Below are 24,044 nucleotides of genomic sequence, written 5' to 3'. Positions count from 1 at the left end.
CAGGTCGTCTGTGGAAGTGCCGGGTTGGTAGAGAGAATTGCAGGAGGCGCGAGGGCTGAAATACGTTTGCAGTGGCCTAGGGGCAACTTTTTAGTGCAACCTGCCGAGCAAACCGGGGGCTCTCCCGGTCAAACATCAACCTACTTTTTTATGAAACGACCCCGCCTGTTGCTGTGGCTCCTGCTGCTACTCACCTGGAACCTGACCGCCTGCAACAACGACGACACTGACCCCGACGACGAGATAGTGGGCGACTGGACCAGCCGCTCCCAATTTGAAGGACTGGCCCGCAGCGCAGCCGTCAGCTTTACCATCAACGGCAAGGCCTACGTGGGCCTGGGCACCGATGGCACCGACAAGTTTCAAGACTTCTGGGAGTACACACCCGCTACCAACACCTGGCGCCAGATTGCCGATTTCCCCGGCGTGGCCCGTTATCAGGCGGTGGCGTTTGAGGCCGGTGGCAAGGGTTACGTGGGCACGGGCTACGATGGCGTGAACCGCCTCAAGGATTTCTATCAGTACGACCCCGCCACCAACAAGTGGACGCAAAAGGCAGACTTTGCCGGCTCGGCCCGCTACGCCGCCGTAGGCCTGTCCATCGACGGCAAAGGCTACATCGGGACTGGATACGATGGGAATTTCAAGAAAGACTTCTGGCAGTACGACCCTAGCACTGATACCTGGACGCAGAAGCCCAGCTTTGGCGGCAACAAGCGCCTGGGCGCCGTGGCCTTCACGCTCGATGGCACTGGCTACATCCTAACTGGCTCCGATAATGGCTTAGTACAGACCGATGTGTGGGCCTACAACCCCGCTACCGAGCAGTGGACGGAGCGCCGCACCCTCACCAACAACACCGACGAGGACTACGACTACAGCGCCCTGCCCCGCACCAACGCCGTAAGCTTCGTGGTTAATAACCAAGGCTACGTGGCCCTGGGAACCAACAGTGGCAACCTCTCCGACTGTTGGGTGTACAATCCTTCTGAGGACACCTGGACGCAAAAAACCAGCTTTGAAGGTGCCGCACGTACCCAGGCCATTGGCTTTGGGCTCGGCGACCTGGGCTACGTAGGCCTGGGCACTACGGGCAGCACCCGCCTCGATGATTTTTGGCAACTTGCTCCCGACACCGAAAGTGAGTAAGCTCCTATCTACTTGCCGGCAATGGCTCCGGCGCGCCGGAGCCATACTGGTTCTGGCGCTGCCGGGGCTGCTCGCGGCCTGCGAAACCACTACTGGCCTAGAAGGGGAGCGGGAGGTAAATAAGGTGACGGGCACGGTGTACGTCGATACGCTCACGGTGCGTACTTCCACGGTTCTCGTCGATTCGGTAGTGACGTCTTCCAGCAGCTACCTCATGCTAGGCCAGTACCAGGACGACCGCCTGGGTACCATTACCGCCCGCAGCTACCTGCGGTTGGGCCTGGGCAGCAGTGCCTTCACCCCCGAGGCCACTGCTCAGTTCGACTCGCTGGTGCTGGTGCTGCCCGCCGATACGTACCGCTACGGCGATACCACCCGGGTGCAACACTTAGAGGTACACCGCCTCACGGAAGCCCTCCGGCCCAACACTACGTATTATGCCTTCAATAGCCGGGCGTACGCCGCTACCTCGTTGGGCACCCGTAGCTTCCGGGCTAGGCCAGTGCTGGGCTCGTTGTGCATCCGTTTAGATGCGGCGCTGGGCCAGGAGCTGCTGACGGCCGGTATCAACCGGCAGCTCAGCACCGACGGGGAGCTGGAGGCCCGGCTGCCGGGCCTGGCCCTCACGCCATCGGCGGCGGATAATGCTGCTCTGCTGCGCTTTACGGCCGCTTCCAGCGAAACCGCATTGCGGCTGTACTATCACCTGCCCAGCGCGCCCAGTGAGGCCCTGCAGTATAGCTTCACCGGTGAAAGTGGTGCGCGACATTTCTACCAGCTGCAGACTGACCGCCGCGCAACGTTGCTTAGTTCCCTAACCGCCACCCGTCAGGCGGTGCTTAGTGCCCGCACGGCTGCCGAAGCCTACATTCAGGGTGGCCTAGGCCTGCAAACGAAGGTGGAAGTGCCCTATCTGCTTGATCTGAAAAACCTGACAGGTACCTGGGTACTCAACTCGGCCCAACTCACACTCGAAACCGTAGCCGGCACCGAAAATCAGTATCTGACGGCGCCTAGCGCCCTCACTGCCCAACTCACCGACCGCGGTAACCATTCGGGCGCCTATCTCACCAACCTTGACGGCAGCACCAATACGGCGGCTTACGCCCGCTCCACTTCTATCAAAACCAACTTAGAGCAAGGCAGCTACACCTTCTCCCTCACGCACTATATGGAGGCAGTGCTTGACCGGCGAATAGAGAACACCGGCATACTGCTAGCCCCCAACTCCGCGGCCACCCCAGAGCGGGTAGTACTGGGCGGCACCAAGCACACCACCAACCCCATCCGCCTAGGCCTCTACCTCACACGGGTGCAGTAACGGTGAAGTCGTCAAATGGTGAATGAGGGATGGGGTAAAACGAAACGTCATCCTGAGCAGAGCGAAGGGTCTTGTCATGAAAAAACCACTGGCCTAGTGCCTAGTGCTCACGTGATAAGATCCTTCCTGCGTCAGGATGACGTGCGTTTACGGTAACCATTTACCTTTTATTTCTTCATCCCCATTCACTCCCCTCACTCAATCACAGCTAGTGCATGTTGCGCTCCTCGATGAGTTTGTGGAAAGCATCAGCATACGAGTCGCCGATGGGGATGATGGCGTCGCCGAGGTAGATGCGGTTTTTGCGGATGGAGTCGATCCAGCTCAGCGCTACGATATAGGAGCGATGCACGCGCACGAAGTCCTGAGAGGGCAGGCGGTCTTCGAAGGCCTTTAGGGAGTTGAGCGTGAGCACGGGCTTGGCACCGGCGTAAATCTTGATGTAGTCTTTGAGGCCTTCCAGGTAGCGGATGTCGCGCAGGTTGATGCGCTGCGTGTGGTAATCAGCCTTCACAAAGATGAAGTCATCGGCCGGAGCAGGCGCAACAGGCGGCGCTGGGGTAGGAGCGGCGGCATCCATAGGACGACGGGCCTGCAGGCGGTCCTGGGCTCTCTGGGCGGCCTGCACGAAGCGGTCGAAAGCAAAGGGCTTGACCAGGTAATCGACAGCATTGAGGTTGAAGCCCTCCAGGGCGTATGCCTCGTAGGCCGTGGTGAAGATGACCAGCGCCTCGGGGCGGAGCGTGCGCACAAACTCTACGCCCGTGAGGTCAGGCATCTGAATATCCAGAAAGAGCACATCCACACTTTCTTGTTGGAGCACCGTCATGGCTTCTAGGGCGCTGCGGCAGGTGCCCACCAACTCCAGAAACGGCACGCGCTCCACGTAGCTCGTGAGCAGGCGCAGGGCCAGGGGTTCATCATCAACTAACAGGCAGCGGAGCATAGGCCAGGGTCAGGGTTAAAGCCACGGCATATTCCGTGGGCGTTTGGTCTAGTTGTAAGGTGTAGCGGTCGGGGTAGAGCAGGGCTAGGCGCTGCTGCACGTTAGGCAGCCCAATGCCCGAATTGGGGTCGTGGTCGGCTTTGGCTTCCGGGAAACGGGTATTGGTGACGTTGAACTGCAACTGTTGCCCTGCCACGGCCAGGTGCACGGCTATCCGCGAGTGGTGCCGGGCGCTGATACCGTGCTTAAACGCGTTTTCCACGAACGGAATCAGCAGCATGGGCTCTATCATGCAGCCGTTGAGGTTGCCCTCCACCGTAAAGCTGATATCGGCTTGCTCGGGCGTGAGGCGCAGGCGCTGCAAGTCCATATACGTACGCACGTAGGCCACCTCCCGCTCCAGCGGCACCCGCGGCGCCGCCGACTCATACAGCATGTACCGCATCAGCTGAGAGAGCTGCAGAATGGCTTCTGGTGCTTCATCGGCCTTGAGTTGGGCCAGCGAGTAAATGTTGTTAAGCGTATTGAACAGAAAGTGCGGGCTGACCTGCGACTTCAGAAACGCCAACTCGGCGGTAAGGTGGTTGTTTTGCAGCTCCCGCCGGGCTCGTTCGGTTTCAAACCACTCACTCGTAATACGTAGGCCACTACTGATAATCCAGACCAGAATCCCAATCATCCAGATGCCCTGGGGTGGGCGCGAGTGCACAGGCCGCGTGCGGGCCGGCTGCCCAGGCGTTTCAGCGGGGTTCACTACTATTTCCGTGCGAGGACGGCGGGGAGGGCGTTTCGTGATACCAGTGGCGCGCGAGATAAAAGGCCAGTAGAACAGGCCTAGCAACACCAGTACCACCCCAAAATACGCCAGGAACCGCCGCTTTGCAAACAGCTGCGGAATCAGGATGTGGTAGTTCAGGTAGAAGAAACCGGCCAGCAGGAGGGGAGGGATGAGGAAGCTTAGCTGGAAGGGCGGTGGATTAGTGGAGAGCAGCCGCGGGATAGTGGCCACTCCCACCCAAGAAGCCACGTGAATGACCACCGTCCAGGCGCGCTGCCAGGTGGTTTTCGTTTTTACTATCGGAAGGGAAGCTGCCATTCAGGGCTCAAGTTAGTGGGTATACGCTCCGGCAGGAGGAGGTTGACAATGTATGCTCTACGCGTAGCCGTTTGTTCCGACGCCAAAAAGGATCTTATCAAACCGGCCATAACCTGGCTAGGCCAGTACGGCAGGCGTGAAAAGATCCTCTGGGGCCGAATGCGGTGCGACCTGATCAGCAAGGAGAGCAGGTGCTACTACTTGGCGCCACCACCGGGGCGACGGTCACGCATGCGCTCCTGCTTCTTGGCCTGGTACTTCTGGAATTGCTCCGGCGTCAGGACGGCTTTGAGCTTGGTGTCGGTGCTTTCGTCGAGGCTACTCATCTGTGTCATCATGGCCTGCCGGTCGCCGCCCGCGGAGCCCTGCTCTCGCATAGCTTGCATCTGCTGCAGTTGCTCCTGCTGAATGGCTTTCACGCGGGTTTGCTGGTCTGCGGTCAGGTTTAGGTCCTTGGTCATTTCGGCCAGCATGTTGCCGCGGCCACCAGGGCCGCTGGGGCCACGGCCTTTCGGACGAGCAGCGGTGTTGTCGCCTTTGATTTTGGTTTTGTCTTTTTGGGCTTTCACCTTCTGGGTAGAAGGCGCCGTCTGGTCCTGAGCGGTTACCGAAAGGGTGGCCCCGGCCAGGGCGCCAACGAAGAGAGAAGCAGCAAGTAGCTTGCGCATACAAGAGTGGTTAAAGGAAAGTAGCCCGATTTCAAGCTACATCTTCCCAAACCTACTTGGTGCTATCAGCGACCGGAAGTAGTATCTACTAACGCCCCAGAATCATCGACCGAGCTGCCTATTTCTCCCATCCTCAGAACCGAAGATGCGTCGGCTGCCTATGGAGTGAAAAGAACTGCAAGAGCCTAGGTGTAGCACAGGCTTGATATGGGGAATGGGTTCAATTGAATAGTATTTTAAAATTTATTATCAGTCTGAATAATCTCCATAAATGCTGTTTAAATTGTTTAAAGCATGGTTTAAGTAATTAACTATGCAGAGTTGCATGTGGTGGGAATAAAATAATTAAAAATATTTTCAACTCATATTTGGTATATAGGGAAACTCCTTTCATATTTGTCACACCAAAACAACACAACGCCATGCTACGCCACTCAAACTTTACCATTAGCCAAGACGAGATGAAGCCGTGTGTTTCATGCGCGGTTCGGTATAGCTAAGTAGCAGTAGGCCTCCTCTGACACTTCCGCGACCCGAGCCCCACAGGTTCGGGTCGCTTGTTTTTCACCCTAAACCATCCCCACGGTCATGCATTCATATCTGAATTGCACATTATGCCAGCCCCAGGATAAACGGCTTGATAGTCGTGAGGGGAAGTGGTGCGACCGGGATTTTTCGTTGGACAATTCACGTAGGTAAATTTCTCGTGATGTATCCTGGAAAAAGCCCGGCTTCTCAAAAAGTCGGGCTTTTTTCATATCCGATATTCGAATAAATAATTAATTTATTCGTGCTGGAATTACTATGCCTTTACTGTATTAAATAATTGTTTTCTCACTGTTAAAATATTGCTTGTATGTACGACTTATTCCGCCTTTCTGAATACGAGCTAGCAATAGACTGGCCTACGGAAGAAGAACAATTACCTGCCACTAATCAGGAAATCAAGCAGGCGTAAACCGCGCCTGTTCTGTTAGCCGAAGCTGTTGAAGAACAGCCTGCGCTCCGTGTCGTCATGTCGAGTTTTTCCGAGACATCTCGCTCATGAGTAAGCACATTACTACAGCGCACGTCAGCAGGCGAGATGCCTCAACCAACTCGACATGACGTGCAGAGCTTTCCCATCCGCTCGCTCTTATCCTACCTGTTATGCGTTTCAATACTACTTCTCGCATTCCTCAACCTGATACCGTAAACCACGCCGGGGCAGCGGCCTACACCCTCACGCCCGCCTTGGAACTCTACGCCGCGGTGGCTACGGCCGCGCTGCAAGACCAGTTCTACGAAAAAGCCGACACCCGCTTGGTACGCTTGCGGGAGCTGGTGGCGAAAAACGACGCGCTGTTTGTGGCTCGGTTGGCCATATATGCCCGTGAGCGGCTCCACTTGCGTTCGGTGCCCTTGGTGCTGTGCGTGGAGCTGGCCCGGTTGCACCGTGGCGACAACCTCGTGAGCCGCTTGGTGGCCCGCGTGGTGCAGCGCGCCGATGAAATCACGGAGCTACTGGCCTACTACGCCCACGCCAACGGGCGGAGCGGAACCAAAGTCCTCAACCGGCTCTCGAAGCAGCTGCAGAAAGGCCTGGCCCAGAGCTTCAACCGGTTTGATGGCTACCAGTTGGCCAAGTATGACCGGGCCGGAGCAGTGCGCCTCCGCGACGCGCTGTTTCTAGTGCACCCCACGCCCCAGAATGAGGCCCAGCAAGTTCTGTTCAACCAGTTAGTGGCTGGCACCCTGCCAACGCCTTACACTTGGGAAACCGAGTTGTCGGCGCTAGGCCAGGCGGAATACGCCACGCCTGCCGACCGCACCGCCGCCTTCCGCCAGAAATGGGAGGAACTGATTGGCAGCGGCAAAGTGGGCTACATGGCCTTGTTGCGCAACTTGCGCAACATCCTGGAAGCCGGCGTGGCACCCGAGCTGGTGGAGCAAGTGTGTGCTACCCTCGCCGATGAGCGGGCCGTGGCGCGCAGCAAGCAGTTGCCCTTCCGTTTCCTGGCCGCGTACCGCGAGGTAAAGGCCTTGCAAACGGGCGTGGTATCTACCTTGCTCAGCCAGCTGAACCTGCGCCCCAATCCCGCCGCCGACGTGCTAGCGGCCCTGGAAACGGCCATCAGCCACAGCGCCGCCAACCTGCGCGGTTTCGGGCCTGATACCCGCGTGGTAGTTGCCTGTGACGTGTCGGGCTCCATGCAGCACCCCATCTCGGCGCGCAGCAAAGTGCTGCACTACGATGTAGGCCTGGTGCTGGGTATGTTGCTGCAGAGCCGCTGCCAGAACGTGGTAACCGGCATGTTCGGTAACACCTGGAAGCGTTTGGCGCTGCCCCGCGGACCCGTGTTGCGCAACGTAGAGGAGTTCTATAAGCGCGAAGGCGAAGTAGGCTACAGCACCAATGGCTACCTCGTGATTGAAGACCTGCGCCAGCGCCGCGAAGTGGTCGACAAGGTTATGATGTTCACCGACTGCCAGTTGTGGAATACGCACTTCAACGGCACTAGCGTGGCGAAAGAGTGGGCCGAGTACCGCCGCACGGTGGCACCCACCGCCCGCCTCTACCTCTTTGACCTGGCGGGCCATGGCACCGCGCCTCTGCAGGTGCACCCGGAGTATGGCGTGGCCCTAATTGCCGGCTGGTCGGATAAAGTGTTCGACGTGTTGGCAGCCCTCGAAAACGGCGGCTCCGCCTTCACCGAAATCGAGGCCATTGATCTATAAATATGCGGCCCCGGAAGTGGCCTAGACACTAGTAAAAGCTGCCGCCACTTCCGGGTTACTGCCCGATATTTTCTTCACACATGAATCGTGAGACCCGACAGCAGATTGCGCATGACACCCTTACCGCGGTAGAGCAAGGCTCCTATTCAGCTGCTAACGGCCAACTAGTACAACTAGACGCCATGCAGAAAGCGGCTCAAGATGGCAGTCGGCTCTACCGACCCGAGGATGTGCCAGCGTTACTGGCGGAATTTGCACAGCCCGTAGATTCTCCGGCCGAAGTGCAGGTTTATCAGGCCACTACCCTAGAAGCTGCGGCAGCACTGAGCAAGCAGTTCGAGCGGGTTGGCTGCCTGAACTTCGCTTCGGCGCGCAACCCCGGCGGCGGATTTCTGAGCGGTAGTCAGGCCCAAGAAGAAAGCCTGGCGCGCTCTTCAGGCCTGTATCCTTGCCTCACGCAGTTCAAGGAAATGTACTCGTATAACGCTAGGCCTGCCAGTACGGGCCTCTACAGCGACTACCTCGTGTATCCGCCTGGGGTGCCGGTGTTCAGAGGCGAAAACGGGGAGTGGTTGCCGGAGCCATTTGCGCTGGACATGATTACGGCGCCTGCCGTAAATGCCGGAGCACTGCGTCGGAACTCGCCAAACCTGTTGCCGCAATTGGTCCCCGTGATGCGACAGCGGCTCCGGCTGGTGTTAGCCGTGGCAGCCCGGCACGGCATTCAAGCACTGGTGCTTGGGGCATGGGGCTGCGGGGTGTTCGGCAACGAGCCCGCTCAGATTGCACAGCTGTTAGCGGAGGCCTTGGCCGAGCCAGCCATTCGGGGGCGTTTCCAACGGCTCGACTTTGCCATCTTCGACCCTAAGCCGCCGCACGCCACGTTGCAGGCGTTTGAGCAGAAACTAGCCATTTTTAAGTAGCAGCATAAAATCGATGTTCCACTTTATGCTACCAAGCATTCAATAAATAAGATGACTTTTTCGTTTTTGATATTGGGAAGGCGGCTGACCCCGTAATGGCAGCCGTCGGCCGGAACGGTGCTGAGCCGGAGCCCTAGTTGCTTCGGCGGCCGTTCCAACCCGGCTGACTCACCATACCTCAGGTGCCGTAGGCGGGCGATACTTCGCTTGGTTGAAGCAAAACGCACGTTTTGCCAGGGTTCGAATCCCCTTCCGTGGCCTCGGCCGCGGATGACACGCCTGCCGCCTGTAGCCCTGAGTTGGTGAGTTCAGTCGGTACTATTACCCTGCTGGGTGCCGTTGCTTAGCGTTCCTTCGGGTCATACGTTCGAATCGTATCAGGCCTGCCCTAATCGTAATCTAGGCCTGTAGCTCAGTTGGTAGAGCAAGAATGGCTTCGGCCACCGCTGGCCTTATTTGCCCCGGCAAATGGTATTCTCTTATAAAGTGTAAGATATTCTATTCCACATCAGGTGTCGTAGGCCAGTGCTACTTCGAGATAGTTCCGACAGGAATTGCAGGTTCGAGCCCTGCCCGGCAGCTCTGGTTGCTGGTGGCGAAATTGGTAGACGCGCTAATAAACACACTGGCCGCATTTTACCCTGATAGTTTTTACCTGCGTGAGTGCCGTAGTCGGACCTTACTTCGCATTTTGATTGCCCGGGTCGTGGGTTCGAGCCCCACCGGCCGTTGCTTCGGTAGCGGCTGTAGCTCAGCTGGTAGAGCAGGATATGTGGGCTTGGCGTTTGTTGCCTCATGCAGTTTTTCTTATACCTAACGGGTGCCGTAGCGGAGCCATACTTCGTTTGATACGGTGGGGTCGTGGGTTCAAGTCCCACCTGCCGCAAGGCAGTAGCTCAGTTGGTTAGAGCACACTCTGGAGGCTTCGCGTTTGTTGCCCCGTTAGGTTAAAGGAAGAAATACTGGAAAAACCGGAAGGTGTCGTAGAGCCGCCTTACTTCGTCTGAAAAACCACTCGGCGTCTCGTTTTTCACCCTTCCGAGTATTCCATTATGGTTGCGGGCTGGCCTAGGCCAGTAGCCAGTGCTACCTATTCTCTATTCGTTAACTATCGTTCCTCCACTCACTGGCCTAGGCCAGTCCTTACCCTCTCTGCTATCATGTTCCGCCAACGCGATACTACAACTACCACCCGGCGCCGCACTTACTAGCGCCCGGCCCCTCATCTTATCTGCAGCACAAGCCACTAGGCCTATCTGCTAGCTTCAATTTCATTCGTTATGGCTTCTCAATTACGTGGCAACGACCTTCGGCAGCTTGGCTTCCCCGAAGGCCGCGCCATTGGGCTCGCGCTGGCGCAACTGCAGCGCAAGCACCTCAAAAAACTCTCCCAAACCGATCAGCTCACCCTGCTCAAAAGCTTGCTGGCTGACCCCGGAACCTACCTTACTCACCTCGACTGGAGCCATACGGCCGCAGCCTTACTGCCCGCGCCCAGCCGGCACATTGCCCTCACCGAGCGCAAGCCCTACGCCGTGTTCGGACCCGAGTACATCGAGCAGGGCGCCATTCATCAGATGGAAACGGCCATGAAGCTGCCCGTGACGGTGGCCGGAGCCCTCATGCCCGACGCCCACCACGGCTACGGCTTGCCTATCGGGGGCGTGCTGGCCACCGATAATGCAGTAATTCCCTACGCCGTGGGTGTGGACATTGGGTGCCGCATGGCGCTGTCGGTGTTTGCGCTGCCGCCCAAGCACCTTGAGCAGCGGGTGCAGGAAATGCGTAAGCTCCTGCTCGACAACACCCGTTTCGGCAACCGTCAGGGCTTCCAGCGTGGCCAGAAGCTAGACCACGCCGTATTGGAGCGCGACGAGTTTACGGATATTGCCTTCCTGCGCAACAAGCAGGGCACAGCCGCCGAGCAAATTGGTACTTCTGGCTCCGGCAACCACTTCGTAGAGTGGGGTATCGTCGACATTCTTGACCCACAGAATGAACTCGGCGTGCCCGTAGGCCAGTACGTGGGGCTGCTCTCGCACTCCGGCTCGCGGGGCCTAGGCGCCAGCGTGGCAAACCATTACACCAAGCTGGCGAAGGATGTGTGCCAGCTGCCTGCCGAAGCCCAGCACCTGGCTTGGCTCTCCCTGGAAAGCGAAGCTGGGCAGGAATACTGGGCGGCCATGAACCTGGCCGGCGACTACGCCTCAGCCTGTCACCACCAGATTCATCAGCGCCTGGCCAAAGCCCTCGGCGAGCGGCCCCTGGCGAAAGTGGAAAACCATCACAACTTCGCTTGGAAAGAACGTCTGGCCGATGGCAGCGAGGTGGTAGTGCACCGCAAGGGTGCCACGCCCGCTGGGGCGGGCGTGCTGGGCATCATTCCCGGCTCGATGACGGCGCCCGGCTTTATTGTGCGGGGCCGCGGCAATGCTGAGTCGTTGGCCTCGGCTTCGCACGGGGCGGGCCGAGCCATGTCGCGTACCCGTGCCAAGCAGGAACTGGGCGAGGCCGAAGTACGGCGCTACCTACAGCAGCACGGCATCGAGCTGATTGGTGGGGGCGTGGATGAGGCACCCCAGGCCTACAAAGACATCCGGGCCGTGATGCAGAGCCAACAGGAGTTGGTAGACGTGCTTGGCTCATTCACCCCGCGCATCGTGCGCATGGACGGAGCCTAAGACCCCTGGCCTAGGCCAGTGACAAAACAGAAAAGCGGCGCTATTCCAACCGGAGTAGCGCCGCTTTTTTGTTGAAAAATCACAGAATGCCTCTCGGCCAATTGCTTCTCTTAGAAGCGGTGCCGACGATTGCGTAAACGTGCGGTTACCGATTGCTCATCGGCCGTATCGGTTTCGGAAGAACCGGGGAAAGGCTGTGCCAACCGGAAACGGCCAGAGGTCCAAACTGGCAGGGTGAGCAGTCCGCTCGATAGTAAAAGTAGAGCTACCGCTGTGGCGGGTAGGGTGGAGGATGGTGAGGTAGGTCCCATACGAATCTAGAAGCGTTAGCAATAGACACTAATTGTGGAACCTGGGCTAGGTGTGAGGCCTCAGGATAGAATATAGAAAGGACAGTCAAGCACGGGGGCTGAGTAGATAGGTAGCCCCCGGCCGTTCAGTTATAACTACGGAGTAAAAAATATAATAGATTTAAGAAAATGGAAAAAAATTAGAGCAAGCGCTAACGCTGATAGCTAAACCATAGATAATGAGGTGTATATGATTTGTCATACTGTGTTGTAAAAGCTCAATTCGCTAGGTTGCAGAAAATCAGGTGGGTACATCAATCAGGCTGGTTGCAGAACCAACTTCTCCTTAAGGTGGCTGTAGGCATACCTAATGGTTATTCTGAAGGCCTATTGTATTACTTTCGTAGAGTAGAATAGCACTCTAGACAATAGCATACTTTATGTCGATTAATCGCGTTGCTAACGCCCATTGGTACGGAAGAGGGACGGATGGCTACGGCCAACTGAATACAACGAGTGAAGTACTCAAGAGCACCCCGTATTCTTATACAACGCGTTTTGCTAATGGCTCGGGAACGAACCCAGAGGAGCTAATTGCTGCCGCCCACGCGGGCTGCCTGTCCATGAAGTTGGCCTTCAACCTGCAGGTTGCGGGCTTCGTGGCTACCCGCATTGATACCCGTTGCGAAATCGTGATGGAGGAGGGCTTGGTCCGCGAATCAGTGCTGGTAGTTGAGGCGCAGATACCCGGTATGAAGGAGGAAAAGTTTCAGGAGTTAGTGGCCGACGCGCAAGCCAATTGCCCGGTCTCGAAGTTACTCAACGCTTCCATTCGCTGTGAGGCCTTTCTGATTCCTAGCGTTACCGTCTGAGCCAGTAAGAGTGGCCTACTGGGGCTCGTCGGTGATTACCTGCACTTGGTCGCCAACCCTGATTGTGCCTCCCATAAGGATACGGGCCGTGAGTCCACCGTGACCCCGCATGGCATTATAGCCCCCCGGGCCCAATTCTTCTTCCATGCGGGAGCAAGGGTGGCACTCACCCGTAATTTCCAGAATTACTTCCTCCCCAATCCGGATGCGGCGGTTTTTGAGGGAAAGCAGATTAATACCACTCACGGATAAGTTGCGCCGCAAGCGGCCGGGGTCGATGGGAGAGGGGTGGCCTAGATAACCCGCCACGGCCGCCAGATGCTCGTGCTGAATAAGGGTAACCTGCCGCTTGCCCCCAGGCCGCGGGCGGGCATGGTCGCCGGCCAAGTGGCGGTCAGTTTCAACGGTGGCTTCCGGCACTGAAAGCAGGGGTTCTCGCCGGACGGGGCGTAGGCCTATCCACTCCAAGCGGCCAGTTTGGGGCAGCGTGGCGAGCAATTGGCCAATGGCGGAGGAGGAGTTGCCAACGAAGGGGAATGCCATAGCTGGGAAACTGAAAAGTGATAAAAAGAACTATACTGCTGACCAGTTGCTTACGTTACGACTGTTCACTCAACCGATGGCGCCACAAAACCGGCCCGGGCCTCCGGGTGACTGATTTGTCCGCCCAGGCTGCCTGCCCACGCCAGCAGAACAAAGCTCAGCACCGCACTAGCTAACACAAGGCGGGCCATCAACTGAGTGCGCGTAGCTTGCAGCAGCGTCAGTATAGCCAGAGCACCCGTTAGCTCCAGCACCCAAAACGCTACTTCGGCGGCTTCCTCGTGGGCATTGATAATAGAGGCTGATATATTAGGGAGGCCTTGCAGAACTTCTTCCGCACCCTCACCCGTGAGTTGAACCGGTAAACAGAGCACAGCGGCTCCTAGCAGGGCTATGAGGCCCGTGCGCATCACGCTGGCATCGGAGCGTAACAGGCCTACTGCCAGGGTTACCAAGCCAAACAGACTGCCGAGAATAGGTACGTGGTTGAGCAGCAGGTGCAGATGAGCTTCATTCATGCTAGGGGTGGCGGCACGGTAGGCCACTGATGAGCAAAGGTAAGCGGCGGCTAGGCCAGTATTATCCTTCGTGGGGCTGAAACTGCCGAGCTACCCAAAAGGCCGCGCCAGCCGCCAGCGCCCCAGTTCCAGCCATTTTGAGAGCACCCCATACTGGAGGCTGCCCCGTGAGGCGGCTTTTCAGATACCCGAAAACAAACAGGCACACCAGTGTAATCACCGCCGACCACAATAAGCCCTCGTCAGGAGTGGTCGTGAAAAAGTAGGCGCTCAATGGAATCAAGCCCCCAATGGCGTAGGCCAGGCTAATAGTGGCAGCACTTTTGGGGGCTTGCTTGGGGTCTGGCTTTTCTAGGCCTAGCTCGTACTTCATCATAAACTTCACCCACTGATCGGAGTCGGCAGTGAGTTCCTGCACGGCCTGCTCCACCGTGGCCGGTGACAAGCCAATTTCCTGCAGGAGTTCCCGCACCTCTTCGCGCTCAACGGCCGGTACTTCCTGAATCTCGCGGTACTCCCGCGCCAGCTCCGACTCATAATGCTCTACCTCAGTTCGGCCCGAGAGGTAGCCACCCAGCCCCATAGCAATGGAGCCCGCCACAATTTCGGCCAGCCCAGCCGTTATGACTAGGGCCGAAGAGCTAACGGCCCCGCTCAGCCCGGCCGCCAGCGCAAACGGTACCGTTAGGCCATCCGATAGGCCTATCACGATGTCCTGGAGCATGGCGGAGCTTGTGAGATGGTCTTCGGGGTGGGGGTGCGTAGCGTGAACGTGTGGCATGAGGGTCTAATCTGATGATTTTCGGTTAACCTGAGCGCTTAGCCTACGTATGGCATAACAAGCAACCACCCCTGGTGGCTTTCTCTGCACTACTATCTCATTCCAATCATGGCTAAGACCACCACCAAAGATACTCCGGCCGCTGCTAAAGCACCTGCTGCCAAAAAAGCTACTCCTGCTAAAGCTTCGGCCAAAGCTGCATCCAATGGGCAAGATGGACAAGCCTCTTCCAACGGGCAAACTGCCCCCAGCGTGCAGCCCATCCTGAACCAGCAGTTTAACGCTCCTGCCCCGTTGCAGCGCTACGGCACAGTTTCTCAGCGCCTGCCCATCGGCCTTGATTCCAATACCCGTCAGGAAAGCGTGGAAATGCTGAACCAGATGCTGGCCGATACGTGCACCATTCGCGACATGTACAAAAAGCACCACTGGCAGGTAGTAGGCCCCACTTTCTACCAGCTGCACCTTCTCTACGATAAGCACTATGAAGAGCAAGATGCCCTCATTGATATGATTGCTGAACGCATTCAGATTCTGGGTGGCGTTGCCGTAGCTATGGCTGCTGATATTGCCGAGGTAACCAGCATTCCGCGTCCGCCCCGCGACCGGGAAGAGGCGCCTATTCAGGTGTCGCGCCTGCTGGAAGCGCACCAGATTATCCTCAAGAACTGCCACGACTTTGCTAAGCGCGCCGACGATTCTGGCGACGACGGGACTAACGACCTTATTGTAAGCAACGTAATGCGCACCAATGAAATGCAGGTGTGGTTCGTGTCAGAGCACGTCGTAGACACTCCCCTGGCGCGTGCTGAATAAGCACTGTAATTAGGCATGAAACAGCCCCCTTCTTAGCTGAAGGGGGCTGTTTTGTTATTTGCGGGCACGGGCGCGCCGTTTTTCCTGATGATTTTCCTCGGCTTCCTCCACAGAGTGCGTCCGGCCCAGGTCGTGGTCGTGCTTGGCTTTTTCGGCCAACAGGCAGAAATATTGGTGCAGCACATGAATTTCATCCTCCGTAAAATCCTGGGCGTTAATTAATCGGTTGCTGGCGCCTTTGTGAGCCGCAATCAGTTCATTCAACTTCAGATGCAGAACCAGCGAATCCTTGTTTTGAGCCCGCTGAATCAGAAACACCATCAGGAAAGTGATGATGGTAGTGCCCGTATTAATGACCAGTTGCCAAGTTTCGGAGTAGTGAAACAAAGGACCCATCAGGGCCCAAATGAGCACCAGGCCTAGGGCTAGGCAGAAGGCAAGCGTGGTGCCCGACCACGCCGTGATGCTGCCAGCAAACCGGGCGAAAAAGCTAGATGAGGATGAAGCGGAGGTAGGAGGAGTGAGGAACATGCGCGGAAGATGGGATAGTGGATAAACGCGCTTCGGGGGGAGCGGCACCCACTAAGAAAGAGAGAATCGGAAAAATATTTCGCCAGGCATGAAGGAAATGTGAATTGGCTTGCCGCTGATACTGAGTGCGCAAGGCTCACAATTGGCCTAGAGTGGTCAGCCGGAGTAGAAAAAATACCGCGAGGGACTTGCACCGCACCATGCAGCCCCCTACTTTTGTCCACGATTCGCCACCTCAGCGAATCCGAAAGCCTTGGTTTTCGACTTATCTACAGAGTGCTTGACCACATTTGCGCACGTGGTGAAACTGGTAGACACGCCATCTTGAGGGGGTGGTGCCTTCGGGTGTGGGAGTTCGAATCTCCCCGCGCGCACTCTAGCAAAAAGCCTGCTTCGATTTCTGAGGCAGGCTTTTTCGTTTTAGGTTCTTTCGCTTTGCTAAGCCACTCCGTTGCGTTCAAACGGGTTGGCGGGCACCACGAGCAGCACATTCTCGCGCTCTACCACTACTTGGCCGGCAATGGCGCCCTTGGGCTTCCGAACAAACTTCTTGGGAGTATAAGTTACCGGGCAGAGCGAGTCATTCTTGCGCCGCGAATACCAGGCGGCCAACTGGGCTGCGCGTTCCAGCACTGGCTCCGGCACCGAGTGCCCCGCGCGGTGCCGAATAACTACGTGCGAGCCCGTGACGTCCTTGGCATGCAGCCACAAGTCGTCTTTGTGGGCGTAGCGCTGGGTAAGCAGGTCGTTGTTTTGGGCGTTACGGCCCACCAGAATGGTAAAGCCGCTATCCTCAAAAACTTTGAAGGGAAGCTCTTGGGCCACTTTGGCCGCCGTAGCCGGGTCGAGGCCGTGCTGCTTGCGCCACTGGCGCAGGGCGCGCAAGTCACCGGCCGGGAGAGATTCTAGCTCCTCTAGTCGCTCCAGGCTCCAGAAGGCTTCCGTTTCGCGGCGCTCGGCCCGGGCAAGTAGTTCACGGGTTTCAAGCTGCTGGTTTTTGGCCTTGCGGTATAGATTCTGAGCCGTTCGTTGAGGTGTTTCGGCGGGCTTGAGCTTGATGAGGCGCGGCTGATTGTTCTGGTAAAAGTCGACTACTTCTACCTGCGCGGCTCCGGCTGGTATCTGGCTTAGGTGCGCCATAATCAGGTCGGCAGTTTGTCGGTAGCCCACGGTGTTTTCCAGGGCGTGCAGGCGCTGCCGGGCGTGTTGGGCGCTGGTAGTAGCTTCATCAGCCCGCTTCTCCAGCGTCTGCCGTAACTGGCGCAGCTCGGCCTCGTAGGCCCGGCGGTTAAGCAGCAGGGGTACAAAGCGACGCAAGGCACCAATAGGATCTTCAGCCGGCAGCGTATGCTCCACTTCCCCGACGGGCAGTAAACTCAGACGAGTACGACCATCCAAGCGGATAATGTAAAAGGCTGCTGGCTGCTCCAGCTCATGCACTACTTGTTGCACCAGCTCCCACTTTGTTTCAATGGGGGCGGGGTCGTAACCACGGGTGCGGAGGTAGGTCAGGGCCACGTCGCCGAGGCTGGGGTAGGCTTTGAGGGGATTTGTAGATGAGGGTGTTTCGTCTAAGCCGTTTGGCTCAGCAGGGATGGAGCGCAGCTCTGCATCGGCGGTGTAGCGCTGATGAAACAACTCGGCCTCAGCTTCCGGCGCGCTCCGAAATACTGCATTGGGCCGCGTGCTATACAGCTTAAACAACAGAGTGGCCCCGCTTACAAACGTAAAGTCCAGGACCCGGTCGTTGGGCCAAGCCTCTACCTGCGCTACTACCTGGCCTAGCAGCTCAGGCAGCAGATCCACGGAATTTTGCCGGGCCCGGTGAAACGACTCAGGCAGGGCAAGCATAGGACCGGCCGCGGCCAGCTGGGCCTTCAACCAAAACTCCTGGGTTCCATTCGTTAATCCTACTACCAATTCGTCCTTCTCTTGCGAGAAGCAAGCCGCTACCCGGTAGCCCGCGAGTTGTTGGGTAAGAGCGGGAGCTAGTTGGCGCAGAAAGTAATAATTGGTGTGCATGAGGGTAGTGGCCTAGCGGCGAAATTATCTGGAATGGAATGAACAGCCAGTTGTCTTCTCAGAAAAACGTAGCGAGACTACACTAGCAAACGGACGCCACATGCAACCTTTCGCTTGAGTTCTGGCCTCCTGGTAGAGAAATCATGCTTGCATCAGCCGGCACTACTCTTATTTCTACCCCACTCTATGAAACTACCTGTATTCCTTTTACTGACTGGCCTAGGCCTGGGCGCTTGCCATAAATCTGATGTGAAGCCAGACGAGCAGCCGTCTGAAATTGCTGCCGCTTTCGACAAGGATTTCACCTTGCACTATCAACAGCAGGCCTCGCTGCCAACGCAGCAACAACCTGAGCTAACTGTAAAGCTTGATGAGGTTGCTTTCACGTATTGCCCGCCAAATGCGAAGTGCTTAGTGGGAACAATGGCCTGGCCTACATTGCGCATAACAGATGCACAAGGCCAAACTCAGGTGTTGCCGCAAGTAACGCCGCCAAAGAACCTTCTACCGAATGACACACTCAGTGTACGGGCAAATGGGCGCCGCTATCTGCTTACTTACGTGCAATGGCAGCTTGATAAGCAGGTAAAGGAATATGACAATCCAACAAAGCAGCAGTTTGGCCTGACGTTCCGAGTGACCAAACCCAATTAATATTCAGGGCAGTGGCCTAGAGTTTTACGCGCAGGCCGTCGTAGGCCAGGCGGATGAAGTCTGGCAGCTCGGCTTCCACTTCCCGGTGGCGGCCGAGCTGGTGGCTGATGTGCGTGAGGTAGGCGCGGCTCGGAGCTAGGTCCTCCAAAATATCCACGGCCTCCTGCAGGGTAAAGTGGGAAATGTGCTTTTCGTGGCGCAGGGCATTAAGCACAATAACCTCCGAGCCGCGCATGCGTTCCATGGCCTCGGGAGTAAGATGATTGGCGTCGGTGACGTAGGTGAAGTTTTCCACCCGAAAGCCCAGCACTGGCAACTTGTAGTGCAACGCCCGAATGGGTTGAAACTCCACCCCCTGCACCCAGAAGCTCTCGGTATCGCTGAGGATGGGGTGAATTTCTACCTGCGGAATGCCCGGGTACTTATGCTCGGCAAAAATGTAGGAGTACTCCCGCTTCAGCTGCTCAATCACTCGTGGCTCGGCATGAATGGGCATGTCCTGCTGCTGCCGGAAATTATACGCCCGAATGTCATCTAGGCCACCCGTATGGTCTTTGTGCTCGTGCGTGAACACCAGCGCGTCGAGGTGGTTGACCTGCTCCCGCAGTGCCTGCTGCCGGAAGTCGGGCCCCGAGTCGATGATGATGCTTTTTCCCTGCACCTGCAGGTGCACTGATACGCGCAGGCGCTTGTCGCGGTAATCCACGGAGCGGCACACGGCACAGGTACACCCAATCACGGGCACCCCTTGCGACGTGCCCGTACCGAGAAAGGTTATTTCCATAAGGTATTAGGGCCCTGGAGGCTCAGGGGAAGTAGGAGTTTGGTTGAGGAATCGACTTTTACCCGAGTCGTCAGTACACCTCGATCAAACTCCTACTTTCATTGAGGCCCAAAGCCCTATCAGTTAACCAACGTATTGCTTCACCACGCGCACCAGGGCGTCGAAGTCGAGGGGTTTAGGTAGGTAATCCGTCACGCCTGCCTCCCGGAATTGCTCCATGGAGTAGTTATTGGCGTTGCCCGTAATAGCAATAACCGGAATTTTGGCAATGCGCGGATCAGTGTGCCGCCGAATTTCGCGGGTGCACTCCATGCCATCTTTCACGGGAATATTAATGTCCATGAGTACGCAGTCAATCTGCTGGCTTTCCACCTGCTTCATCACCTCGCCTCCGTTTTTGGCTGATACAATACGATATTTCTGCAGCTCGAGAATCTTCTTGGTTAGGTTGAGAATAACGGAGCTATCCTCCGCGATTAAAATGGTTTTAGAATCAGCCATAAGGAATGAAGTGTTGAGGTTTTAGATGGAAGGGAGCTGAAAGAGAGAGGTAAGTAAACCGGTCGTCGTGCTTACGGAGCTTGCGTAATGGCAGGGTATACGGCTAAAAACTGTGCAAAGTAATACTGAAGCTTCCGGAAGTCCTGCTCAGCAGTATTAAAAACACCAGTTTTTAAGTCGTGCTCCAGCTTCTTAGCGCACTCAGCCATAGAATTTATGCCCAGCGTAAACCCAGTACCCTTCAGTTGGTGCAGGTGCGGTAAAATTTGAGCGTAGCTACCCGAGGCCACCAGCGCTGCCGCCTCAGCCAGGAGCTGGCTGGCTTCTTGCTCAAAATCAGCGTAGAGCTGGGCCGCAAAGTCGCCGCCACCTAGCTGGCGCAGTTGCTCCAGCGTATCAGGGTCGATGTTGACAATGGCGGGCTCAGGTGCTGCTACCGGAGCTTCTTCGGGCTCCAAGGTTGCCAAGGCCAACTGGGAGGCCGACCACCGCCGCAGCACCGTGTAAAGGTCCTGGCTCTTCACCGGTTTGGGTACGTAGTCGTCCATGCCTTGCTGCACGAAGCGCTCGGCATCCTCCTTCATGGAATAAGCCGTCATGGCCACCACCGGAGGGCACGACTGGCCTAGGCGCCGCCGAATCTCCAGCATAGCCGTCACCCCATCCATCTCGGGCATCTGAATGTCCATGAAAATGAGCTGATAGCGGTTGCGCGGGTCAGTGGCTTTGCTGATTGCCTCAAACCCATCGTGGGCTACATCCACAGCGCAGCCTAGCTTATCTAGCAGGCGCGAGGCCACTTGCTGGTTGATGGGGTTGTCGTCAACGAGTAGCACCCGCGGAGTGGTGTCGAAACGCACAATTTCCTGGGCCCGCTCGCGGGCAGAAACGCGCTCCTGCACAATCTCCTCCTCATTGCGCGCCACCAGGCACCGGATGGTGAACCAGAAGGTAGAGCCTTCGCCCACGTTGGACGTAACCCCAATCTCCCCGCCCAGCAACTCAGCCAGCTGCTTGCTGATGGCCAGGCCTAGGCCAGTACCCCCGAAAGCTTTAGTGGGGGTTGTATCAAGCTGGGTGAAGTTGGTGAACAACAGCTTCTCATTCTCCTCGGAAATACCAATTCCGGAGTCGGCCACGTCGAAGCGAAGCGTGTGCTCATCGCCCTCACTCTCCACCGACGATACCTGAATGCTCACGCTGCCCTGGGCCGTAAACTTGATGGCGTTGGAGGTCAGGTTGCTCAGGATCTGCAGCAGGCGGGTTTCATCCGTGATGATGAAGCGCGGGGTTTTGGGCGCTACTTGGTAAGTGAAGTGTAGTAGCTTCTGGTTGGCCCGATTCGCAAACAGGGAGTGGATCTTGTCGAGCGTGTAGTGCAAATCAATCCCAGACTCGCTGAGCTGCAGCTTGCCCGCCTGAATTTTAGAGAGGTCCAGAATATCATTCAGAATGGCCAGCAGCGCATCCGACGATTTGCGTAGCGTATCTACATACTCTTCCTGCTCTTCGCTCGCTACGGTCTGGTGGAGCAGGTCAATCATGCCAATGATGCCGTTCATAGGCGTGCGCAGCTCATGGCTCATGTTGGCCAGGAATTGCGTTTTGGCATGCAGGGCGGCTTCCGCTTCATCTTTGGCAGCCCGCAGGTCGTCCTGCATTTTCTTCAGTTCCGTAATGTCGCGGCCAATACCTTCCGTGCCTTCCATGCCGTCCAGCACTTTCCGGGCATTCACCAGCACGCTCACGGCATGCCCATCTTTGTGGCGCATAGTCACCTCAAAGTTGCGTGCCGCCCCTGTGTCGCGCACGCTGGCCAGCAAGGCTTCCCGTTCGGCAGGGTAGAGGTAGTAGTCGGCAATGGGGGTACCGGTTACTTCCTCGGGAGTGTAGCCCAGCATATCGAGCACGGAGGGGCTCACAAGGCTGAGGATACCCCGGCCATCGGTGCGATAGTACACATCCTGGAACGACTCGAAGATGGCCCGGAACTTCTCCTCTTGGGCCGCCAGCTCCAGCTGCGAGCGTTTCTGATCCGTGATGTCGTGGGCAATGGCCGATATTTCCTCGAAAGAGCCGTCGTCGAGGTAAATGGGGTTGAGATAAATCTCGCGCCAGCTGTCGATGCCCTTGGTGTCGCGCAGGCGCACCTCGAAGCGCTGAGGGTGCCCCTGGAATGCCCGCCGGTAATTCTCCATGAACGTATCACGGGCATCCTCTTCCATCAGCGCCAAGTCAGCCTGCCAGAGGTTTACGTTGAGGGCCGGGTACACGCCATTGCGCCGCAGGAAATAGGCGGCGTAGTTGCGGTTGAAGGAGCTCAGGCGCGAATGCGTATCCACGGACCACATCAGGTGGGAGCCGCTCTCAAAAATGGCGTTCAGGCGGGCGTTCTGCTTCTGAATCTGCACCTCGTTGCGCTTGCGCTCAATGGCCAAGGCTACCTGGTTGGAGATGAAGTGCAGAATCTCAATGTCGGCGGCAGCATAGGCATCGGCCTTCTGGTAATCCTGCACCGCAATGACGCCAATGATTCGCTCGCCAATGCTCAGCGGTGAGCACAACATCACTTCCGGCATCAGCCCGTAGGCCGTAATAGTGCCATTGCCAATTAGCTCCTCCAGCTCGGGCTTCAGCAGAAACTGGGGCCGCCCGGTCCGGATGATATACTCCGACACACCCGAGGAAAACGGCCGCGCCATAATGTTCTGCTCGCCCTGGGCATTCTGATCGACGTAGTAGGCGAACTGCAGCTGAGTGCGAGCCTCGTCGCAGAGGGCAATGTAGAAGTTATTGGTTTCAATAATCTTGCTCAGCTCCCGGTGGATGGCTCCGTACAGGGAATGTAAATCTTTGGAGCTGATGGCTAGGTTGGCAATGCTGTAATATACCTTCTGCAGACGCTCGGCCTTGATGCGGTCGGTGATGTCGTGCAGAATGGCCCGGGTGCTTACGGGCTCATCATCCTGCCACGAGCAGCTGATGGAGCCAATCAGGTGCACTGGTTTGCCGGTCTTGGTCAGAAACACGGTTTCCAGCTTGTTCACCTTCTCGCCCTTGTACAGGTTGCGGAGCTGATAGAGCAGCTTAGCCTTGTAGTAGGGGTGCACCACATCGGAGAGGGAGAGGTTGGGCAGGTCTTCATCCTCGTACCCCAGCTTTTCCTTCCAGGCCTTATTCACGAACAGGAATCGGTTGTCGATGCTCAGGTTCTGAATCAGGTCGTGGGCATTGTCGAGAAAGTCCTGCAGCCGCGTGCGGTTGTCGGTAAGGGCCCGCGCCGTGACGTGGCGGTCGGTCAGGTCGCGGCCAACCACGAAAATGCCGGTAATATGACCCGTGGCAGTACGAATGAACTCGGCATGCCAGTACATCAGGCGGCGCTGGCCAGACTTGGTAACGAGCAGGCGCTCGTAGAAGCTCTGCAGCATCCCATCCTTAATGCTGGTGAGGTAGGCCTGCCGACGGACATCAGCCTCTTCCGGGGGCGAAAAGATGACGTGGTAACTGTGGCCCACAACTTCATCACGCCGGTACCCCGTGAAGTCAAGAAAGAAATCATTCACATCCTGAATGTCGCCCTGCCGGTCGAGCTGCACATAGCTCAGGTTGGTACGGGAAAGCAAATCCCGCAACTGTTCCTGGCTGCGCTTGGCTACCAATTGTTGGGTGCTATCCTGCTCGTACGGTTGATTGCGGGATACATCGCGGAGCGTGAGCTGCACGCGGGTTCCGAAGGGCGTTTCTACGCGGTGCAGCGTCAACCATCCAGTCAGCCGCACTCGGTCAGCGCGTTGCCCTTGCCAGGTACGGGAGTGAGAAGTGCCCGTGCGAGCTGTTTCCAACACTGCCTCACGGAGTTGATGCTCAGAAGTCCACTGCTCTACTGTTTTATCGGGCGAGGGCAGTGCAAAGGCCATCAGGCCAGAAGCTAGCAGCATTTCGCGCGAAATGCCGAGTAGGTTTAACGCGGTTTGGTTGCAATCTATCAGGGCGCCGTGGTCATCATAGAGCAGCAATGCGTCATAGGCCTGATCAAATAACGAGCGTAGCAAATCGGTGGAGGTAGAAGCAGTAGGCCTGGCCGGCATAGAGGTAGGAGACGAGGGAGGTCGAGGAGGTATTACCGGGCAAAGAAGGGCCGGCTACTCGTCTTCTTACGTGGAGACGAGGCCGGCACACTAGGTTTTACTCCCTAAATTTGACGAAAATATCCCAAACTACCCGCCT

General features: G+C 57.0%; 20 protein-coding genes and 1 tRNA gene. 9 read left to right on the top strand and 12 right to left on the bottom strand.

The genetic code is table 11. The annotated features are described in order from the left end of the window. Positions 1 to 150 precede the first annotated feature (150 nt). Both EU556_RS15630 and EU556_RS15625 read left to right on the top strand, forming a co-directional pair. Positions 151 to 1,149, top strand: coding sequence for a Kelch repeat-containing protein (locus EU556_RS15630; RefSeq protein WP_135435080.1), 999 nt, complete (start codon positions 151 to 153; stop codon positions 1,147 to 1,149). Beyond that, entirely contained in the window at positions 1,142 to 2,470 is a 1,329-nt protein-coding gene (locus EU556_RS15625) for a DUF4270 family protein (RefSeq protein WP_167855594.1), read from the top strand. The genes EU556_RS15630 and EU556_RS15625 overlap by 8 nt, the downstream gene beginning before the upstream one ends. 208 nt (positions 2,471 to 2,678) lie before the next feature. On the opposite strand, the gene EU556_RS15620 is transcribed toward EU556_RS15625, so the two are convergent. The 3 genes from EU556_RS15620 to EU556_RS15610 form a co-directional block, all read right to left on the bottom strand. Beyond that, positions 2,679 to 3,416, bottom strand: a complete 738-nt coding sequence (locus EU556_RS15620; RefSeq protein WP_135435078.1) for a LytR/AlgR family response regulator transcription factor — start codon at positions 3,414 to 3,416, stop codon at positions 2,679 to 2,681. Continuing rightward, positions 3,394 to 4,512, bottom strand: coding sequence for a sensor histidine kinase (locus tag EU556_RS15615; protein WP_135435077.1), 1,119 nt, complete (start codon positions 4,510 to 4,512; stop codon positions 3,394 to 3,396). The genes EU556_RS15620 and EU556_RS15615 overlap by 23 nt, the downstream gene beginning before the upstream one ends. A 197-nt stretch (positions 4,513 to 4,709) precedes the next feature. After that, a complete protein-coding gene (locus EU556_RS15610) occupies positions 4,710 to 5,180 on the bottom strand; it encodes a hypothetical protein (protein ID WP_135435076.1) in 471 nt (156 codons plus the stop codon). A 1,149-nt stretch (positions 5,181 to 6,329) separates the two neighbouring features. Here EU556_RS15610 and EU556_RS15605 point away from each other — a divergent pair. The 3 genes from EU556_RS15605 (at position 6,330) to EU556_RS15595 (ending at position 11,502) form a co-directional block, all read left to right on the top strand. Beyond that, positions 6,330 to 7,898: a TROVE domain-containing protein gene (locus EU556_RS15605; RefSeq protein WP_135435075.1), complete on the top strand. Its 1,569-nt coding sequence runs from the start codon at positions 6,330 to 6,332 to the stop codon at positions 7,896 to 7,898. A gap of 80 nt (positions 7,899 to 7,978) precedes the next feature. Beyond that, positions 7,979 to 8,821 (top strand): TIGR02452 family protein, encoded by an 843-nt coding sequence (locus EU556_RS15600; protein ID WP_135435074.1) that lies wholly within the window; start codon positions 7,979 to 7,981, stop codon positions 8,819 to 8,821. Between the two features lie 1,280 nt (positions 8,822 to 10,101). Next, positions 10,102 to 11,502, top strand: a complete 1,401-nt coding sequence (locus EU556_RS15595) for an RtcB family protein (protein WP_135435073.1) — start codon at positions 10,102 to 10,104, stop codon at positions 11,500 to 11,502. Between the two features lie 110 nt (positions 11,503 to 11,612). Here the strand turns inward: EU556_RS15595 and EU556_RS15590 are convergent, their stop codons facing one another. Next, positions 11,613 to 11,813: a hypothetical protein gene (locus EU556_RS15590; protein WP_135435072.1), complete on the bottom strand. Its 201-nt coding sequence runs from the start codon at positions 11,811 to 11,813 to the stop codon at positions 11,613 to 11,615. 419 nt (positions 11,814 to 12,232) lie between these two features. On the opposite strand from EU556_RS15590, the gene EU556_RS15585 reads away from it, so the two are divergent. After that, the gene (locus tag EU556_RS15585) at positions 12,233 to 12,664 is read left to right on the top strand and encodes an OsmC family peroxiredoxin (protein WP_135435071.1); all 432 of its coding nucleotides are present in this window, start codon (positions 12,233 to 12,235) and stop codon (positions 12,662 to 12,664) included. Between the two features lie 15 nt (positions 12,665 to 12,679). Here EU556_RS15585 and EU556_RS15580 read toward each other — a convergent pair whose 3' ends face one another. The 3 genes from EU556_RS15580 to EU556_RS15570 form a co-directional block, all read right to left on the bottom strand. Further along, entirely contained in the window at positions 12,680 to 13,207 is a 528-nt protein-coding gene (locus tag EU556_RS15580; protein ID WP_135435070.1) for an MOSC domain-containing protein, read from the bottom strand. A 65-nt stretch (positions 13,208 to 13,272) separates the two neighbouring features. Beyond that, positions 13,273 to 13,725: a hypothetical protein gene (locus EU556_RS15575; RefSeq protein WP_135435069.1), complete on the bottom strand. Its 453-nt coding sequence runs from the start codon at positions 13,723 to 13,725 to the stop codon at positions 13,273 to 13,275. A 61-nt stretch (positions 13,726 to 13,786) separates the two neighbouring features. Further along, positions 13,787 to 14,506, bottom strand: a complete 720-nt coding sequence (locus EU556_RS15570; protein WP_135435068.1) for a VIT1/CCC1 transporter family protein — start codon at positions 14,504 to 14,506, stop codon at positions 13,787 to 13,789. A 108-nt stretch (positions 14,507 to 14,614) separates the two neighbouring features. On the opposite strand from EU556_RS15570, the gene EU556_RS15565 reads away from it, so the two are divergent. Further along, positions 14,615 to 15,322 carry a Dps family protein gene (locus EU556_RS15565; RefSeq protein ID WP_210116304.1) on the top strand — a complete coding sequence of 236 codons (708 nt, stop codon included), beginning with the start codon at positions 14,615 to 14,617 and terminating at the stop codon, positions 15,320 to 15,322. Positions 15,323 to 15,376: 54 nt separating this feature from the next. On the opposite strand, the gene EU556_RS15560 is transcribed toward EU556_RS15565, so the two are convergent. Beyond that, a complete protein-coding gene (locus tag EU556_RS15560; RefSeq protein WP_135435067.1) occupies positions 15,377 to 15,853 on the bottom strand; it encodes a low affinity iron permease family protein in 477 nt (158 codons plus the stop codon). Between the two features lie 292 nt (positions 15,854 to 16,145). Between EU556_RS15560 and EU556_RS15555 the strand changes: the two genes are divergently transcribed. Further along, positions 16,146 to 16,227, top strand: a tRNA-Leu gene (locus tag EU556_RS15555). A 64-nt stretch (positions 16,228 to 16,291) separates the two neighbouring features. Here EU556_RS15555 and EU556_RS15550 read toward each other — a convergent pair. After that, positions 16,292 to 17,875 (bottom strand): NFACT RNA binding domain-containing protein, encoded by a 1,584-nt coding sequence (locus tag EU556_RS15550; RefSeq protein WP_135435066.1) that lies wholly within the window; start codon positions 17,873 to 17,875, stop codon positions 16,292 to 16,294. 186 nt (positions 17,876 to 18,061) lie between these two features. Between EU556_RS15550 and EU556_RS15545 the strand changes: the two genes are divergently transcribed. Further along, on the top strand, positions 18,062 to 18,529 hold the full coding sequence (locus EU556_RS15545) for a hypothetical protein (RefSeq protein WP_135435065.1): 468 nt from the start codon (positions 18,062 to 18,064) through the stop codon (positions 18,527 to 18,529). Between the two features lie 16 nt (positions 18,530 to 18,545). Here the strand turns inward: EU556_RS15545 and EU556_RS15540 are convergent, their stop codons facing one another. The 3 genes from EU556_RS15540 to EU556_RS15530 form a co-directional block, all read right to left on the bottom strand. After that, on the bottom strand, positions 18,546 to 19,313 hold the full coding sequence (locus EU556_RS15540; protein ID WP_135435064.1) for an MBL fold metallo-hydrolase: 768 nt from the start codon (positions 19,311 to 19,313) through the stop codon (positions 18,546 to 18,548). Between the two features lie 123 nt (positions 19,314 to 19,436). Further along, entirely contained in the window at positions 19,437 to 19,814 is a 378-nt protein-coding gene (locus EU556_RS15535; protein ID WP_135435063.1) for a response regulator, read from the bottom strand. Between the two features lie 71 nt (positions 19,815 to 19,885). Next, a complete protein-coding gene (locus EU556_RS15530; protein ID WP_135435062.1) occupies positions 19,886 to 23,905 on the bottom strand; it encodes a PAS domain S-box protein in 4,020 nt (1,339 codons plus the stop codon). Positions 23,906 to 24,044 lie beyond the last annotated feature (139 nt).

Origin of the sequence: Hymenobacter fodinae (assembly GCF_004745825.1) — a bacterium.
Taxonomy (GTDB): domain Bacteria; phylum Bacteroidota; class Bacteroidia; order Cytophagales; family Hymenobacteraceae; genus Hymenobacter; species Hymenobacter fodinae.
This window is presented reverse-complemented; position numbering and strand designations above follow the sequence as displayed.

Excerpts from the sequence above, each read along its gene's own strand:
- EU556_RS15630 (WP_135435080.1), top strand. The coding sequence starts at position 151 with ATGAAACGACCCCGCCTGTTGCTGTGGCTCCTGCTGCTACTCACCTGG.
- EU556_RS15620 (WP_135435078.1), bottom strand. The coding sequence starts at position 3,416 with ATGCTCCGCTGCCTGTTAGTTGATGATGAACCCCTGGCCCTGCGCCTG.
- EU556_RS15615 (WP_135435077.1), bottom strand. The coding sequence starts at position 4,512 with ATGGCAGCTTCCCTTCCGATAGTAAAAACGAAAACCACCTGGCAGCGC.
- EU556_RS15610 (WP_135435076.1), bottom strand. The coding sequence starts at position 5,180 with ATGCGCAAGCTACTTGCTGCTTCTCTCTTCGTTGGCGCCCTGGCCGGG.
- EU556_RS15605 (WP_135435075.1), top strand. The coding sequence starts at position 6,330 with ATGCGTTTCAATACTACTTCTCGCATTCCTCAACCTGATACCGTAAAC.
- EU556_RS15600 (WP_135435074.1), top strand. The coding sequence starts at position 7,979 with ATGAATCGTGAGACCCGACAGCAGATTGCGCATGACACCCTTACCGCG.
- EU556_RS15595 (WP_135435073.1), top strand. The coding sequence starts at position 10,102 with ATGGCTTCTCAATTACGTGGCAACGACCTTCGGCAGCTTGGCTTCCCC.
- EU556_RS15590 (WP_135435072.1), bottom strand. The coding sequence starts at position 11,813 with ATGGGACCTACCTCACCATCCTCCACCCTACCCGCCACAGCGGTAGCT.
- EU556_RS15585 (WP_135435071.1), top strand. The coding sequence starts at position 12,233 with ATGTCGATTAATCGCGTTGCTAACGCCCATTGGTACGGAAGAGGGACG.
- EU556_RS15580 (WP_135435070.1), bottom strand. The coding sequence starts at position 13,207 with ATGGCATTCCCCTTCGTTGGCAACTCCTCCTCCGCCATTGGCCAATTG.
- EU556_RS15575 (WP_135435069.1), bottom strand. The coding sequence starts at position 13,725 with ATGAATGAAGCTCATCTGCACCTGCTGCTCAACCACGTACCTATTCTC.
- EU556_RS15570 (WP_135435068.1), bottom strand. The coding sequence starts at position 14,506 with ATGCCACACGTTCACGCTACGCACCCCCACCCCGAAGACCATCTCACA.
- EU556_RS15565 (WP_210116304.1), top strand. The coding sequence starts at position 14,615 with ATGGCTAAGACCACCACCAAAGATACTCCGGCCGCTGCTAAAGCACCT.
- EU556_RS15560 (WP_135435067.1), bottom strand. The coding sequence starts at position 15,853 with ATGTTCCTCACTCCTCCTACCTCCGCTTCATCCTCATCTAGCTTTTTC.
- EU556_RS15550 (WP_135435066.1), bottom strand. The coding sequence starts at position 17,875 with ATGCACACCAATTATTACTTTCTGCGCCAACTAGCTCCCGCTCTTACC.
- EU556_RS15545 (WP_135435065.1), top strand. The coding sequence starts at position 18,062 with ATGAAACTACCTGTATTCCTTTTACTGACTGGCCTAGGCCTGGGCGCT.
- EU556_RS15540 (WP_135435064.1), bottom strand. The coding sequence starts at position 19,313 with ATGGAAATAACCTTTCTCGGTACGGGCACGTCGCAAGGGGTGCCCGTG.
- EU556_RS15535 (WP_135435063.1), bottom strand. The coding sequence starts at position 19,814 with ATGGCTGATTCTAAAACCATTTTAATCGCGGAGGATAGCTCCGTTATT.
- EU556_RS15530 (WP_135435062.1), bottom strand. The coding sequence starts at position 23,905 with ATGCCGGCCAGGCCTACTGCTTCTACCTCCACCGATTTGCTACGCTCG.